General features: G+C 59.2%; 19 protein-coding genes. 9 read left to right on the forward strand and 10 right to left on the reverse strand.

Annotated features, from left to right (window positions below; genetic code table 11):
• The 3 genes from AB4Z51_RS41390 to AB4Z51_RS41400 all read right to left on the reverse strand — a co-directional run.
• The coding region (locus tag AB4Z51_RS41390; protein ID WP_441499448.1) for an ABC transporter substrate-binding protein at nt 1-629 on the reverse strand (629 nt) is incomplete at its 3' end.
• 30 nt (nt 630-659) lie between these two features.
• A complete protein-coding gene (locus tag AB4Z51_RS41395; protein WP_135217218.1) occupies nt 660-1,685 on the reverse strand; it encodes an ABC transporter substrate-binding protein in 1,026 nt (341 codons plus the stop codon).
• A gap of 373 nt (nt 1,686-2,058) precedes the next feature.
• Nucleotides 2,059-2,628, reverse strand: coding sequence for a class I SAM-dependent methyltransferase (locus AB4Z51_RS41400; protein ID WP_441499449.1), 570 nt, complete (start codon nt 2,626-2,628; stop codon nt 2,059-2,061).
• A 317-nt stretch (nt 2,629-2,945) separates the two neighbouring features.
• Between AB4Z51_RS41400 and AB4Z51_RS41405 the strand changes: the two genes are divergently transcribed.
• Entirely contained in the window at nt 2,946-3,191 is a 246-nt protein-coding gene (locus tag AB4Z51_RS41405) for a DUF4142 domain-containing protein (protein ID WP_244623506.1), read from the forward strand.
• A gap of 860 nt (nt 3,192-4,051) precedes the next feature.
• Here the strand turns inward: AB4Z51_RS41405 and AB4Z51_RS41410 are convergent.
• Nucleotides 4,052-4,402: a hypothetical protein gene (locus tag AB4Z51_RS41410; RefSeq protein WP_085399372.1), complete on the reverse strand. Its 351-nt coding sequence runs from the start codon at nt 4,400-4,402 to the stop codon at nt 4,052-4,054.
• 1,038 nt (nt 4,403-5,440) lie between these two features.
• Between AB4Z51_RS41410 and AB4Z51_RS41415 the strand changes: the two genes are divergently transcribed.
• On the forward strand, nt 5,441-5,695 hold the full coding sequence (locus AB4Z51_RS41415; RefSeq protein ID WP_201266137.1) for a hypothetical protein: 255 nt from the start codon (nt 5,441-5,443) through the stop codon (nt 5,693-5,695).
• Nucleotides 5,696-5,763: 68 nt separating this feature from the next.
• Here the strand turns inward: AB4Z51_RS41415 and AB4Z51_RS41420 are convergent, their stop codons facing one another.
• Together AB4Z51_RS41420 and AB4Z51_RS41425 are read right to left on the reverse strand one after the other, a co-directional pair.
• Entirely contained in the window at nt 5,764-6,084 is a 321-nt protein-coding gene (locus AB4Z51_RS41420; RefSeq protein ID WP_441499453.1) for a DUF1236 domain-containing protein, read from the reverse strand.
• A complete protein-coding gene (locus AB4Z51_RS41425) occupies nt 6,081-6,323 on the reverse strand; it encodes a DUF2934 domain-containing protein (protein ID WP_135217154.1) in 243 nt (80 codons plus the stop codon). Before AB4Z51_RS41425 ends, AB4Z51_RS41420 begins: the two co-directional genes overlap by 4 nt.
• A gap of 469 nt (nt 6,324-6,792) precedes the next feature.
• Between AB4Z51_RS41425 and AB4Z51_RS41430 the strand changes: the two genes are divergently transcribed.
• The 5 genes from AB4Z51_RS41430 (at nt 6,793) to AB4Z51_RS41450 (ending at nt 8,395) form a co-directional block, all read left to right on the forward strand.
• Entirely contained in the window at nt 6,793-7,233 is a 441-nt protein-coding gene (locus tag AB4Z51_RS41430) for a hypothetical protein (protein WP_343287589.1), read from the forward strand.
• A complete protein-coding gene (locus tag AB4Z51_RS41435; RefSeq protein WP_343287588.1) occupies nt 7,221-7,367 on the forward strand; it encodes a hypothetical protein in 147 nt (48 codons plus the stop codon). The genes AB4Z51_RS41430 and AB4Z51_RS41435 overlap by 13 nt, the downstream gene beginning before the upstream one ends.
• A 79-nt stretch (nt 7,368-7,446) precedes the next feature.
• Nucleotides 7,447-7,680, forward strand: a complete 234-nt coding sequence (locus AB4Z51_RS41440; protein WP_193560940.1) for a hypothetical protein — start codon at nt 7,447-7,449, stop codon at nt 7,678-7,680.
• Between the two features lie 197 nt (nt 7,681-7,877).
• The gene (locus AB4Z51_RS41445; RefSeq protein WP_161495768.1) at nt 7,878-8,024 is read left to right on the forward strand and encodes a DUF6894 family protein; all 147 of its coding nucleotides are present in this window, start codon (nt 7,878-7,880) and stop codon (nt 8,022-8,024) included.
• Nucleotides 8,025-8,176: 152 nt separating this feature from the next.
• Nucleotides 8,177-8,395, forward strand: a complete 219-nt coding sequence (locus tag AB4Z51_RS41450) for a hypothetical protein (RefSeq protein ID WP_085399376.1) — start codon at nt 8,177-8,179, stop codon at nt 8,393-8,395.
• A gap of 62 nt (nt 8,396-8,457) precedes the next feature.
• Here the strand turns inward: AB4Z51_RS41450 and AB4Z51_RS41455 are convergent, their stop codons facing one another.
• Together AB4Z51_RS41455 and AB4Z51_RS41460 are read right to left on the reverse strand one after the other, a co-directional pair.
• Complete coding sequence (locus AB4Z51_RS41455; RefSeq protein WP_085399377.1) at nt 8,458-8,688, reverse strand: DUF6894 family protein; 231 nt, start codon at nt 8,686-8,688, stop codon at nt 8,458-8,460.
• Nucleotides 8,689-8,721: 33 nt separating this feature from the next.
• Nucleotides 8,722-8,892, reverse strand: coding sequence for a hypothetical protein (locus AB4Z51_RS41460; RefSeq protein ID WP_167768337.1), 171 nt, complete (start codon nt 8,890-8,892; stop codon nt 8,722-8,724).
• A gap of 2,109 nt (nt 8,893-11,001) precedes the next feature.
• On the opposite strand from AB4Z51_RS41460, the gene AB4Z51_RS41465 reads away from it, so the two are divergent.
• Nucleotides 11,002-11,364 carry a hypothetical protein gene (locus AB4Z51_RS41465; protein WP_441499450.1) on the forward strand — a complete coding sequence of 121 codons (363 nt, stop codon included), beginning with the start codon at nt 11,002-11,004 and terminating at the stop codon, nt 11,362-11,364.
• Nucleotides 11,365-12,285: 921 nt separating this feature from the next.
• Here AB4Z51_RS41465 and AB4Z51_RS41470 read toward each other — a convergent pair.
• Nucleotides 12,286-12,987, reverse strand: a complete 702-nt coding sequence (locus AB4Z51_RS41470; protein ID WP_441499451.1) for a response regulator transcription factor — start codon at nt 12,985-12,987, stop codon at nt 12,286-12,288.
• A gap of 131 nt (nt 12,988-13,118) precedes the next feature.
• Here AB4Z51_RS41470 and AB4Z51_RS41475 point away from each other — a divergent pair, with 131 nt between their 5' ends.
• Nucleotides 13,119-13,460 carry a hypothetical protein gene (locus tag AB4Z51_RS41475; protein ID WP_244623524.1) on the forward strand — a complete coding sequence of 114 codons (342 nt, stop codon included), beginning with the start codon at nt 13,119-13,121 and terminating at the stop codon, nt 13,458-13,460.
• A gap of 59 nt (nt 13,461-13,519) precedes the next feature.
• On the opposite strand, the gene AB4Z51_RS41480 is transcribed toward AB4Z51_RS41475, so the two are convergent.
• The coding region (locus AB4Z51_RS41480; RefSeq protein ID WP_441499452.1) for a hypothetical protein at nt 13,520-13,854 on the reverse strand (335 nt) is incomplete at its 5' end.

The following is a 13,854-nucleotide window of genomic DNA, read 5'->3' on the forward strand; positions in this document are numbered from 1 at the left end:
ATGTTTTGCGCGCGCATGTTTTGCGCGCGCAAACGCTGAGGTTCTGGGGGAAATCCGAGGAAGGCGTCGATCTTGCCCTCCGCAAACAATTCGATCGGTTTGACCTTCGCGCTCGTCACCCATTCGATATCCTTGGCGGGATCGAGTCCGACAAGCGTCGCCATCGCACTGATGAAAACGTGCGGGCTACTGCCAAGCCCCTGCTGGCCGACGGTTCGGCCCTTCAAATCGGCAACGCTGCGTATGCCCTCCTTGGCAAATAACTCGAAGCAGCCGACATGAACCCCGGCCAAAATAGTAACGGTCGCGCCCCGATCGATCTCGAGAAGAAGCGGACCGGAGAAATGCAGGGTGAAGTCAATGYCGCCCTTCGCGATTGCTTTGGTTTGCTCCACGCCGGCGTCAGATTCAACGTAAACGACGTCTGCGAATCCCTCGGCATTTAAGAGGTCGCTCACCACGTACTGCGGAGCGATACAAATGCTCGGGTTCTTTGCAAGGCGGATTGTCGTGGTCTCTGGCGGCGCTTTAGCCTCTTCCGCCCTCAGCCGCGCTGCCACGCCCCCAAACAGGGCAGTGGAAGCGGCGCAGGCCCCAGCCAACAGCAAGTCGCGACGATTTGTATGCATCGGGACCTCCTCGAAAGCGCTTTAGATGAATCAGCCTCCCAGTTCACGTCGAACCCCATTGAGGAACCGCCAGTCGGCTCCATCCGCAATGAGTTTCGCAGGGCTTGATTTAATCATCCCAGCTTCGCGCAAACGAAGCGCGTAAAATCGGATTGTGTCCTCAGGATCGTACTCGCGCCAGCGGTTGTACGGCACGTCCGCAAGAGTCTGAACCGCGTAGTCCAGACGAGGCGCGAAACCCCTATCCACCATCCGCTGTGAGACAAAGGCCGGCGCGCTCACGCACAAATCGGTGGCTCGGAGCATGGCGCGCACCACGCGCTTGGTGGCGATGGGATTCTTTCGAACGAATTCGCGATTGCCCGCCAGCATACAGCAAAAATACTGCGACCATGGGCGATCTTGCGCACTGTTGACGATGACACGACCGATGTTTTGCGCGCGCAAGCGCTGAGGTTCTGGGGGAAATCCGAGGAAGGCGTCGATCTTGCCCTCCGCAAACAATTCGATCGGTCTGACCTTCGCGCTCGTCACCCATTCGATATCGTTGGCGGGATCGAGCCCAACAAGTGTTGCCATCGCGCTCAAAAATACATGCGGGGGTGACTCAAGCGATTGGATGCCGACGGTTCGACCCTTCAAGTCGGCGACGCTACGTATGCCCTCCCTGGCGAAGAGCTCGAAGCAGCCGACGTGGATCCCGGCCAGAATGGTAGTGCTCAAGCCTCGATCGATCTCAAGAAGGAGTGGACCAGAGAAATTCAGGACGAAGTCGACATCGCTATTTTTCCAGATAGCTTTGTCTTGTGCAGGGCCGCTACCAACGAATCCGGTTTCGACGTGAACGACGTTTGCGAATCCCTCGGCATTCAGCAGATCGCTTACTACGTACACAGGCGCGATGCAGAGGCTTGGGCTCTTCGCGAGGCGGATGGTATTGGTTTCTGGCGGGGGGGCGGTTTCTTCGGCCTTGAGCCGAGCGGCGGCACTCCAGAATAGAGCTGCGGAAGCGGCGTAGGCTCCGGAGAATAGAAAATCGCGACGGTTCGCAAGCATTGGAACCTCCTCGAACCACCACTGTGATAACCGCGGGGGCGTCGGGGCGATGTGATTTGCGTGGGGCAAAATGGCCCCGCTGGGCACAAAGATAGCATGGTAAAGATGTGCTGGATATGACCGGGCGTCTGACGTTTCCTGGTACTCGGATAATCTTTAAGCGGTGATGTCATGGGAGGCGCGTTCGGCTGCCATGGTCGGCTTCGGGTCAAAACGCGAAGAACTCAACCTAGCAAATCTAGTCCGCCCTGCCTCACTGAGCCGACATCCATGAAGCGGGACGCTATTTCTCAAAAGGGCCAATAGGCAGACATGCGCATCGGCGGGCACATCGATGTCCATTTGGTGCCATGCGGAATTGTTTGCACCGCCATCAAGCTTTCCGAGCAATCAGCTCAACCGGTGCGACGTGGCCACTGGCCACGTTCTGGATCATGTTTTGTATCTTGTCCGATGCATTCCTGCCCATCAAAACGTGAATTCCCAGAGGGGGTGGCCCGCCCGCCGCCATGATCCTGGCGCGGAACTGGTCATAGAACGTGACCGCGAAGTCTCGGCGACTGAGTTCGGCGATCACCGCAAAGCCGGCCRCCTGCAGAGCGCTGCGGTAATGCGCCGGCTCCACCACGAAGCTTGATGCAGCTGTCGTCGCCCACGGCACAGGATAGCTGAGCTCGCCCTCACCGATCCTCATGACATCGTATATCCCAAAAACCGCGCCCGGCCGCAGGACGCGACTGACCTCCGAGCAAAGCTTGGATTTGACCTCGATATTCATACCTACGTGGAGCATGTAGGCGCCGTCGAAAACACCATCGGCAAATGGCATCGAAAGCGCGCTGCCCAGATGCAGCGAAATGCGGTACTGAGCCCGACCCAGCCGCAGAGCACCCGTCCGGTCTCGATGTATTCGGGAGTGAGATCGATTCCATCGACCCGGCACCGGTACCGGCTGGCAGATGACAACTCAGCAAGATATGTCCACCCATTAYACGCGTGGCAACTTGATCGCGACGATCCGCGGCGGGGTCGAGTCTCTCGGCAAGACGATAGATTCGGTGACCGTCGATGATCTCGCACCCGTAGACGAGTTTCATATTGGCGGCCGCCAGGCATCCGACCATTTCATCGATCAGCTCGGTGTCACCCCCGATATGCATATTCTTGATATCGGATGTGGCCTTGGCGGGCCCGCGCGGTTCGTTACTCACCAAGCGCACCGAATGCGAAGCAAAAAGCCGAACATGACAAGATGTCAAAATGTTCGCGACACACATGATCGCAGACCACCAAAAGGATATCGCCGAATACAAGAAGGCATCCAAAAGTAAGGATGCTGCCGGAGAATATGCTTCCGGCCAGATAGATACGTTGCAAAAGCATTTGGAGACCGCAAAATCGTTGAAAGCCGGGAATACGCCGGGATTGCGTCGGCGGGACCGCGGCAACAAATATTTGCCAGAACGCCGGGCGGAAGATCCCGGCGGACCATGTACGCAAAAATAAGAGACACGCGGCTGCCGGCGCTTGGGAATGTGTATTCTCCAGCGAGTTCGACTTCTTCGGCGAATTGGTTGACGCGGGCGTTGAGACCGACGCGTACGGTCGAAGAGGCAGAGAGGAGGCGCGTAAGGCGTGGCAGCGGCTTCGGCGCCGGGTTCATGTGGACGTTCAAAATCGCATCAGCCCCGGGCACTCGAACAGTTCGGCCAGCCTTGATGCCCGCGCGCCTAAAACGAGACAAGCGGCGCTACACAACGAACGGGGTCTCGCCACCAGCGATCCGTACGAACTGCGCGACCTAAAGATGGCATTAGCCGCGGCGCTCGGGTGCAGCAAGTTCCGCGCGAGCCCGTTAGACCGCGAGCCACGATCGCTAATCGGTTGCGACACCGAGGCGGCGGAAGTCGTGCCCGGGCTGCGCTGGCATTTTGGGCACGCGCTGTACATCTCTCCTCCTTGCGGGCATCGGTCCGCTTCCGCTGCGACAAATCCATGGAGTGAGGTAATCCCAGCTTTAGAAAATCAGAGTGGATCGCCCAGAGGCGGACAATCGAACGCAAGGTTGTTGACTGAGGGGGCCTCGGAAAACAGGGCCACCCGAATTAGTGGTGCTCCGTACCAACGAGGTGAATGACCGCTTCCGGAAAGTGAGCCGACCAAGGTCATGCCGGCTAACAAGGGCAGTCTTTGACCCATGGCCACAACGACGTCGGTCTTGAGGCTTGAGAGGCCCAACTGAAATTCAGGAGGCGGTGCTGCAGGATTACCCTGCAGCTGACAGACTATCCYGTGCTCAATGCTATCACCTGCCGCCTGCATAGCCTTGGCGCCAACGCCAAGACCGAGCCGACTTGTAGCATGGTCTACTTCTTGAGAATGCCGATATCGGTGTTGCCCAAATTCTTTATGGCGCGTTCGGCGGCGGGCGTATCTACCGCGTTGTCGTGGGAAGTTGGAGCCGGACTAACCGAGGAAGCATCCACGTCGCCGGTCGCTGCGTGGCTGAGCGCGTTGCCCACGTTGGGACTGGAGTAGCCCCCAGTGCCGCTTATGGTATGCCCGGTCGATAGGGTGCCACCCGCATAACCTTTCGAGCCGGCGGCCGCAGTTCCACTCGCCGCCGAGCCGCCACTGCTCGATCCACCTGTACTCTGGGCCAAGGCGAGCGACGAGCCACCAACGAGCAAGATTAAGATAACGGCGATGTGGTTCAAGAGCGGTCCTCTACTTGAATGACCGCTCAATGGGTTGCACCTCCGAAAGTTCCTATGGACCTCCCCGCTCTCCAAGCCACCACGTTGATGGTGGATCGCGCCGAAATCTTGCTGCGCCGGAGCGCCACGAAGTGGCTTCGCTTGTACGGATAGCCCCACACCGCCGAGCAATCCTTCCGTCGTGATCCGGCCGCCTCAGGATAGTCAGACCCAGCAGTGCCGTCGGTGGCCAAGCCGGGCCTCCACGCAAGAATTAGGGGCGCTGATCACTTAGGTTATGGAAACGATTTGTTAACCGGAGCAAAGTGGCATTCCGGGGCTGGTTAAGCCATTCATTTCGGAATTATCGAAACCCGGAAAGCGTGTGGGGCCGCTGTGGACGACAGCGGTCCTTTGCTTTGTGAGCTACTTCGGTGCGAACCGCAGCCACTCGCACACATGCAATCCAGTCTCGGCTTGTCTGGCTTTGCGGAGGATAAGCTTCGCGCTTGAAACTTGGCGGGAGATTCTTGGCTTGCTCATTGCGAGACCCAAGCGACTCCGCAAAAATTGCCCGATAAGAAATAGGCCGCCAACTGAGGCCGCCTTAGTTTCTTTGCGGAGCTTCTTATGAGCCCTTCTGGTCGAGAACAATCGAGTCACTTGCGAGGCGCTGACTCGGCTGTTGATGGTCGACGCTTTGGCATGGCGTGGTATCGCAAAGAGATCCCGAGCTGATGCGCTTTGAGGGCCACTGCCGGGGCGCCTCGGTTTAATTCAGCGGCTATCTTTTCGCGCCGGTGATTCCCAGCCATCGCCCTGAGCTTCTCAATTTCTTCTGAGGTCCATAGGTGACGAACAGGATCTGCCATATGGCGGCCTCCCAAAATAGTAAGGCTCCTCAGCACAATATCCTCCCTGACCAAAAGTTTCATTGCGCCTGGATTGATCAACAATACGGCCGGTCGGCTTCTGCCAGAGAGCGCCACCGCGCTGGATCCAGGCACCGGCGAAGAGGCAGAGTCAGGGTTGCAGCCGTGACAGGAGACGTTGTCGATCTTGGTTCCGAAGTCGCTGATCTGCGCGCCTCCGATCAAGTTCGGCCTCAGCTTTGGTCGTCTTCGGTTCGACAATAAGCATCTCTTGGTTTGCGAGCTGCCGTTCTCCCTCGACGACATCGCGCTCTATCTGCTCATCGAGCGTCGCAGTCGTGTACATCACGATACTCTCGCGGCCATGCTGGCAATTCACGCGAGTGGTTTGCGCAATGGATTTCCCAACCAGGCGCCGGCGTTTCGCGCCAATTCGGCCTGACGAACTAAGGCCCCGCGGGGTGAAGCTCCGGAGGGCCTGGCTCTTCAAAGCCTTCACGCTCTGATCGATCAGTCGATGATTTTCACGACCCGGCGCGTGCGCGGTTCGACGATGACTCGGCGGTCGTTCACAACCGCGTCGCGATACTCGGTGTAGTTGGTCATGGGGCGCAGCACCACGGTCGGGGGCAGCGGCTCGCCGACGAGGACGCGCTCGTGGATCACGACGGAGTCGTCGCGCGGGATCCCGCCGAGCACGGCATTCGGAATCTCGAGGCCGGCGCCGACGGCCGCACCGACGGTGCCGCCGAACATCGCGCCGAGGTGCGCGCTCTTGGCCAGCTTGCGCGTCGGTTGGGCAGATGGGTTGCGAGATCTAGCTTTGGCTATCGCGCATCGATCTCTCGCTCAGCCGCCAGCCAAAACTCTAGATCCCGCCCCGTCATAGGCCGGCCGCTTTGCTGCCAGAGCTCGTAAGCGCGGTCACTGATCTGTCTATGCCGCAAGCGGCTAAATAGTCCCCTCCTGAGTTCTTTCACAAACTCCAATTGAGTTGCGGTGATCTCACCGCGGATGTAGCCAGCTGCCCGGGCAGGCAAGATCTGATCTGCTTTTCGAAGTTTTTCCATCGCAGTTGAGKCCGTCCAGCCTATCCAGAAAATTATGCCTGTCGTCGCCCAATCATCGCAATAGATTTTGCGAGTTTTCCTGCAGCGGTTGGGGGATAACCTATCGGCTGGGGCCCAAACAGATTCGTTGCCAAGGCTGTTGTTCCCCGGATCGCCCGGTCGATTGGGTTCCGTTGGAGGTCAGGCTGTTGAGAGCCGGGTGTGCACGCGCGGCCGCTGAGGCGCCGCGTCGGCCGGGTCTCAGCCAGGCCGTGCCCATAGGGCTACGATGTCGGCTCCCCGCATCACCTGGATCCCCGAGGTCCGAACAGGCTGAAGTCGAAGTCGTGAGACAGCACCGTGGACACCAGGGATTCCCTTATCTTTGGTGTACACACGCACCTGTCTCACCGGCCTTGTGCAGGCCAAGCCGGTAGTACTTCGCCCTCGACATCCCGAGCGGTTTCCAGAGTTCATCGCGGCTCTTGGAATGTGCCGCCAGATATTCGGCGCGAGGGACAACACCATCATTGCGGCGATGGTCCTCCCGTTCCTGCCGCTTGCGATCTTCGCGGCGTTTCTCACGCCCGGCCTTATCGACATCGACGCTGCCGATCGTGGTAAGGCCGAGGGCTTGGCGCACCTCGAGGGTGAGCCAGGGGCCCAACTCCTGAGCCATCTCGTCGGCATTCCATTTCCGCGGATCGGCCTCCACGCGCTGGATCAGCGCCGCCCGTTCCTCGAGCTACCCGCACCGCGCGCACATCACCGCCGCGCAGGCGGCCATTGGGACAAGCCGATGAAGCACACCGAGCAACGCCCCTACGCGGACCCCGAAGCGGCCGCGCGCAAGCTCCTCGAGCTCGCAGCCAACGTCGCGGCCGTGCAGGACGGCCGCATCTACATCGACCGGATCATATGTTCAAGCTGAAGGGCAGCGGCAGCGAATTTGGCGCCGGGCTCAAACACGCGATCGAGCGCGGCTGGTTGTGGAAGCGCGAAAGTGGCAGCTACGTGAAGCTGATCCCACCCGGTGAAGATCTGCTGACTAATTCCACCGCGTAGGCCAATCCGCCCCGTGCTGCCCTGGAGGTTGGCTCATTCGCCGGCAATTCCTTCAGGGTTGCAGCCGTGAGAGCAGACGTTGACGATCCTGATCGCGACGCCGCTGCTCTTCGCGCATCCGTTCAAGTTCGGCTTCAGCTTTGGCCGTATCAAGGTCCTGCCGCTTCAGTTCAATAACAAGCGCTTCTTGCTCTGCCAGTCGCCGCTCTCCTTCAACGACATCGCGCTCTACCTGTCTCAGCTCATCGCATATCGCAGTCGTGTACATCGCGATCCTCACGCGGCCGTGCTGCGCATGCACGTTGCAGCGTAGCTGCGCCGCGCACATTAAACTTGAGCGCAAGGCGCATGACTTTCAACTCAGCCAGCTTCTTGAACGTTCCTGATAATGCCATTTTTTCCCGATCTGTACGGGCAATGCAATTTACAAATACCCTGTTGCCGGCCGAACGGACAGGACGAGGGTCGGGAAAAATAGGAACTGGGCTTTTACGGACAGGTTGATGCTCCATGCCCAAGTACTTCTTCGACCATCACAGCAACACCAGTATCGAAATCGACGATGAAGGCATCGATCTCCCGGACGTTGATGCTGCAGAAGGCTGGCGCTTGAGGCATTGGGCCAATCGGTGTTGGATGGCGCGCCTCGTTCTTTGATGGGTCGGCTAGCTATCGAAGTGCGAGATCCTCACGGCCCTATCTTGCGCTCCTCCGCTACTGTTGTGCTTGAGGAGCTATGAGGCTGTCCCGCAGACGAAGGGCTGCCTAACCGTACGTGATCGACAGATCTAAGGCGCTGGTGGACCACCATGAATGAGCGTGCATCTTCACAGTCGAGATTTCTTATTCGGCGGGGTGGAAACGGCTGGATGGTTTATGATCGAGAACGTAAGGGACCTGCTCTGATCGGGACCGACTTGGCGGCAAACCTTACCATGACGGAAGCCGAGCGCGTGAAGCAGATGCTGATCAATCAGCCGGATGGGAAAGGTCTGATTTTGAGTGCGTTAGTTTGGCGCGCCGCCTGATCGTCTTGGACAACCTGCCGCGCTTTCCTCCTCGCGTTGGATGTCTTCGCTCTTGTCAGCGCTCACTTTGGCTTCTCAGCTTGGATGTGCAGGACGTAGAGCGTGTTCTGAAACTCGTCCGTCACTTCCATACGCCAACCGCGCCCCGGCTTCAGCTTTCCGTCTATGCCCTGAAGCATCTGCCCGGCCGTGACTGTGGCCTCCCTCCACGCGGCGTGCTTGTCCGGAAGCTCCTCTCCCACGTCATCGATCTCGGTGCGTTCGTGGGTGATGTGGAAGAAGTATCTTGGCATGCCCGAAAAATGCTTAACGGCAGGTTCGCGTTCCTAGCGATCGACGCGGCTTGGGTCTGGTTGCCGCATCCCGGAAGAGGTCAGCCAATCACTCAAGTGCGCACCGGTCTCGGCGATGCGTGCTCGCTTCAGCAGGGCTTCACGTTCCGGCCCGGCGGGTAACTGGCAGGCCTGCTCTTTGAGTTTGGCGGCCTGCTCGGCCATTCGTTCTTCGAGGGAACGGCCATCCTCCGCTGACCCTATGCAGAACGTGCTGGGCGCACGAGAGTGCGCGCAGGAGATTTAAGGGCCCGCCCGCGCTGAAGTGGCCGGGCGACGGACGCGTCAGCGTTCGGTCCTCTCCGGATGAACTCAGACCTCAGTCGAAAAGATCCGGAGCGGCATTCAAAGAAAGTGATGCTCCACCTCGCGGATGCCCAGACCTTGTTTTCGACTTTCCGAAGATGCTCCAGATAAATACGCTCAACACGATTGAAACGGCGAGCAGGAGCAAAAGGTCACGGACCATGATATCCTCCCCTTTGCTGTTCAATCGGGGAATTAGCCCAACGTTCCTATCCAATCCACTTGCCTCCACTCACGCAGCGGCGTCAGCCCCTAGCCACTGGCAAACCGGAAAAACCCGGCGGCCCTTGGAGGAGACCGCCGGGCTGATCCGCCGATCACACCACTTCAATGGCTGACAGGCTGAATAAATGGCGCTGGCTCGTCTGTCCGAATCCCGACAAACCGTCTCGGTTTAGTCGGACGTGTGGCCGACAAGTCACGTCCGGGCTCGCGTTCCTGGACGGAGCCACCGCCGAGAAGGCGACATGAAGCTGGAGATGACGAACGAGCCCGGCTGGATCAGAGACTTCTCGCGTCATCAGGCCAAAGGTGTAGCTCTGGTATGTGAGCGCCGCTGTAAGGGGCGTCTGCTTGGCTGTGCTAGCTCATTTCGTATCGGCTATTCGCTGGGGTGATTATTCGTCGCCTTACCAGCGCGATGCTGCCGTTCTGTTTTTGGACGAAGCAAGTCACGTTTTGAACCGGAGTGTCGGGTCCAACTACATAGAAAGGAGTGCGCCGAACGACGCAAGCAAACCTGTACCACCCATGATCGCTAGTCCGATGAAGAAGCGCTCGACCACGTCCAGGGCGGTCTCCCTTGTTCTCCTCAATTCGCAACGTTCAAAAGTGAACGCTGGTTCGATTTGATTGCCCATTTTTCCCGTTGGAACAAATGTTCACTCTGGCACTTAGGAACCTGCAACTTCGAGGGGTGAGAGTCATGAGCGACCCCGAGCTATCGTCGTCGCGGGCACCTCAACCGGGGCCGCCGTGTCCTAAATGCAAGCTCCCCGCGCGTTACATCACGTCGGTTCTGGACGTAAAGCGCGACCGAGCAGTGATGGTTTACCGCTGTGCACCATGCGGTGAGGAGATCTGGAGAGATTAGGGCGACGGCTAGTTTTCCAGGCGCGCTTGTCCTTCCCTGCTGCGCGCAAGAAAGCTAGACCGGTTTTGTCTCGGGCTAACGCCGCTAGCCTGTTTCCGACCTCAGTGGCGTAATTTGAAATTTGCAGTGGCCTAATTTCGATAGTGACGTGATTTTAGATCGGCTCTAAATTCGTTCCTGCGGGGTGTTTTAGAGCGGGATCATGCGAGAGTTTCGGGCATATATAATCGATGGCGCGGGGCACATAACGCTCCGCGTTGATATTGTGGTGGAGGACGAGGCGGAAGCTCGGGAACGAGCCAAATTGCTTGTAGACGGGCGCGCGGTAGAGCTTTGGGAAGGCGCAACCAGGCTCGATAGATTTGAGCCAATCAGCAGGCACTAAGGCCGCCTCAGTTGGCGGCCCAAACAAAAGGCTCCGGTCCGGGGCTGGCAGGACTGGACCCTCTGGGAGCCTGAGCACGCGGTGAGTGGCGCGCTCGGCTAGCTGCTCATTCTATCCAAATGATAGGGGCCGCGGTATGGCGGCCCCCTGCCGGTCGCAATCTCATCCGTAATGAAAACCAGCCCCGGCAACATAAAATTAAAATCAGCCACCGGCCGAAATCAAGTGCCTTAGTCGCGCAGGAACATCGCGGCTAGTGCCAAGTTTTCCCGGCGCCCTCGAGGCCGTGCTCGCGAGGGTAACCTCTAGGCCCCGGCTCATCCCCCATTTGAGTTTCTTCCGGGACAGCGGACTCAAGGGAACGACAAGGGCAGGTATTTGAGTCGTTGCGGCTCGGTTGCCTAGCCGAGCCGGCGGAGCAGCCCCGGCCTACCCCCTTGACCCCTGCAGCCGGGCCGTCTCTTCGCCTTTGTCCGTATCGTAGTATCGTATGCGTTCCTCGCCCTCGATCGTGCCGCCCGAGCGCCTGGACCGCGACATCTATCTTGTACTTGAAGACTTCGGCGCGCGTGCCGGTTGCGCCTGGCGCGAGACGGATGAGGCTGACACCGACCTCGATATCATCCTGCAAAATCTCCTGTCCGGCCAGTACGCCTATCCGGTCCGAATTGTATCCTTCAATCCCGTCGAGGCGTGGTCGCGGGATGCTACTTCCGACATCGCCGACGCACTGGCCCAGCGCGCAGCCGACATCGACGCCGAGATCTCATCTGCGCTGCAAGACTTCATCGCCGCCAACGCCACAAAGCGCTTCGACATGCAGCTCGCGCTGCCCTTGCGCGGGGTCACCTGATGTCTAGCGAGGATAAGCCGGCGGTCGCGCTTACTTTTCGATGCGGAATCTTACCTCGCTACCAACAATGTTAAAAATCAAATCAGGCCAATCCCCTCCCCGCGGCCGGCGGCGCTATTTTGGCTGCCGTAGCCCCGGCGATCTCAGCCAATCGCTAATATTGTAGTCGGGCCACTACCTGTTGCCATTGACAAATGTTGGAATCTCGCACCCTCGGAAATGAACGTTCGGCGGTGCATTCGCCTTCGCAACCTGTTCTCCCAATGAGGACCAGTGTGATTTGAAAATCGGCCACCTGAGATCGGGAACGGGCCAGCGTCTAATGAACAAGAACGACGTACAGGAGGGCCGCCGTCACCAGAACGCCCAAAAACCGTATTGGCATTGGTACCCATCTTTCAGCACCGGGCCGGGGGGCATGATGATGCTGGGGCCTCCGGACAGGTTCTTGCCTCGTGGGACCGAGGCCGTCACCGCAGAACAGAAGTCGGCCGCAGCCGGCATGTTCCCAGCCAAGTCCTCATCTCTGCTGCCTGTGGCCTAATCTCAAAAGCGCTGAAGAACAGAAGGGCCGCAGGAGCCGGATCAGACCGGAGCTTGCGGCCGATGCTGCGACGTTCCGCACGATCGGCGCGGCACACCCTATTGGCTAGCACAGGAACCGCAAACCGAGCTGGCGGGAGCGGCCCTGGCCTACCCTTGCCCCCCTGCCAGCCGGGGCCGACTCTCCGCCCCTGTCGTATCGGAGTTGCGACTATCCGGTGCTTGAAGACTTCGGCGCGCGTTTGCGCCTGGCGCGAGACGGATGAGGCTGACACTGACCTCGAGGGTCCTGTAAAATCTCCTGTCGCTAGAGCCATCCCGGTCCCGATGGAACGAGAACCGGGGATGCTCTCAGTCTTTCGTGAAGGCGCGTGAGCCTCAGGCTTCCTTGAAGCGGTAGCCGACGCCGTAAAGTGTCTCGATCATCTCGAACTCGTTGTCGACCACCTTGAACTTCTTGCGCAGCCGCTTGATGTGGCTGTCGATGGTGCGGTCGTCGACATAGACCTGGTCGTCATAGGCGGCGTCCATTAGCGCGTTGCGACTCTTCACCACGCCGGGCCGGGTCGCCAGCGCCTGGAGGATCAGGAATTCGGTGACGGTCAGCGCCACCGGCTCGTTCTTCCAGGTGCAGGTGTGCCGTTCGGGGTCCATGCGCAGCAGGCCGCGGTCGAGCGCCTTGGCATTGTTCTCCTTCGGCGCGACGGTCGGGTCCTTCGGCGCCGAGCGGCGCAGCACGACCCTGACGCGCTCGACCAGCAGGCGCTGCGAGAACGGTTTGCGGATGAAGTCGTCGGCGCCCATCTTGAGGCCGAACAGTTCGTCGATCTCTTCGTCCTTGGAGGTCAGGAAGATCACCGGCAGGTCGGATTTCTGCCGCAGCCGGCGCAGCGTTTCCAAGCCGTCCATGCGCGGCATCTTGATGTCGAGAATGGCAAGATCGGGCTGGGTGGTGCGGAAGCCGTCGAGCGCGGAGGCGCCGTCGGCGTAAGTCATGATGCGGTAGCCTTCCGTCTCCAGCGCGATCGAGACGGATGTGAGAATGTTGCTGTCATCGTCGACCAAAGCGATTGTGGGCATGAGCCTCTGCTTTCTGCTTTCCGTTTGGGTCGTGGCTTGAAACGGCGAGCAATCCACTGATGCGCCGCATACACGGGTGCCGAAGTCGGCAATCGAACCTTGTCGCCGAGCAATGTAAGCTGGGCTGAGGTGTGACCAAGTTCCACAAAGCGCGGCAGATTCGCCCCGTTTCGCCCTTTAACCTGCCCCCCGTTTACCCGAAAAAAGACCTCCCTTGCAACCACCTGACCCGAGAAAGCCGATGCAACCGACCTCCGATTTCGACCCTCGGGCCAGTACGCCTACCGGTCCGAATTGTATCCTTCAACCCCGTCGAGGGGTGGTCGCGCGATGCGACTTCCGACGTCGCGACGCTGGCTCAGCGCGCCGACACCGACGCGAAGGTCTCGTCTGCGCTGCAAGACTTCATCGCCGCCAACGCCACACGGCGTTTCGACATGCAGCTAGCCCTGCCCTTGCGCGGTGTCGCCTGACGGTGGYGGACTTCCGCTCTAGGTCAAAGAGGGTAAACGCAGGTTCGAAAACAATCGAGTCAATGGCCCGGCGCTGACTTGGCTGTTGAAGCTCGACGCTTTGGCAGCCCGTAGTATCGCAAAGAGATACTGAGCTGATGCGCTTTGACAGCCACCGACGAGACGCCTCGGTTCAATTCAGCGGCTATCGCTTCGCGGCGGTGATTCCCGGCCATCGCCTTGAGCTTCTCAAGGTCTTCTGAGGTCCATGGGCGAACAGAATTGGCCATATGCCGATCCTCCGAAACGAAAACTTTGGCCCGATGCACAATTACTGCGGATTCCGATGATCTCGCCCGGGTGTACCGATTTGATCTCGCCCAGGATTCCGAGATGATCTCGCCCACCCTTCCGA

The organism is Bradyrhizobium sp. 2TAF36 (genome assembly GCF_052114925.1).
Classification (GTDB): Bacteria; Pseudomonadota; Alphaproteobacteria; order Rhizobiales; family Xanthobacteraceae; genus Bradyrhizobium; species Bradyrhizobium barranii.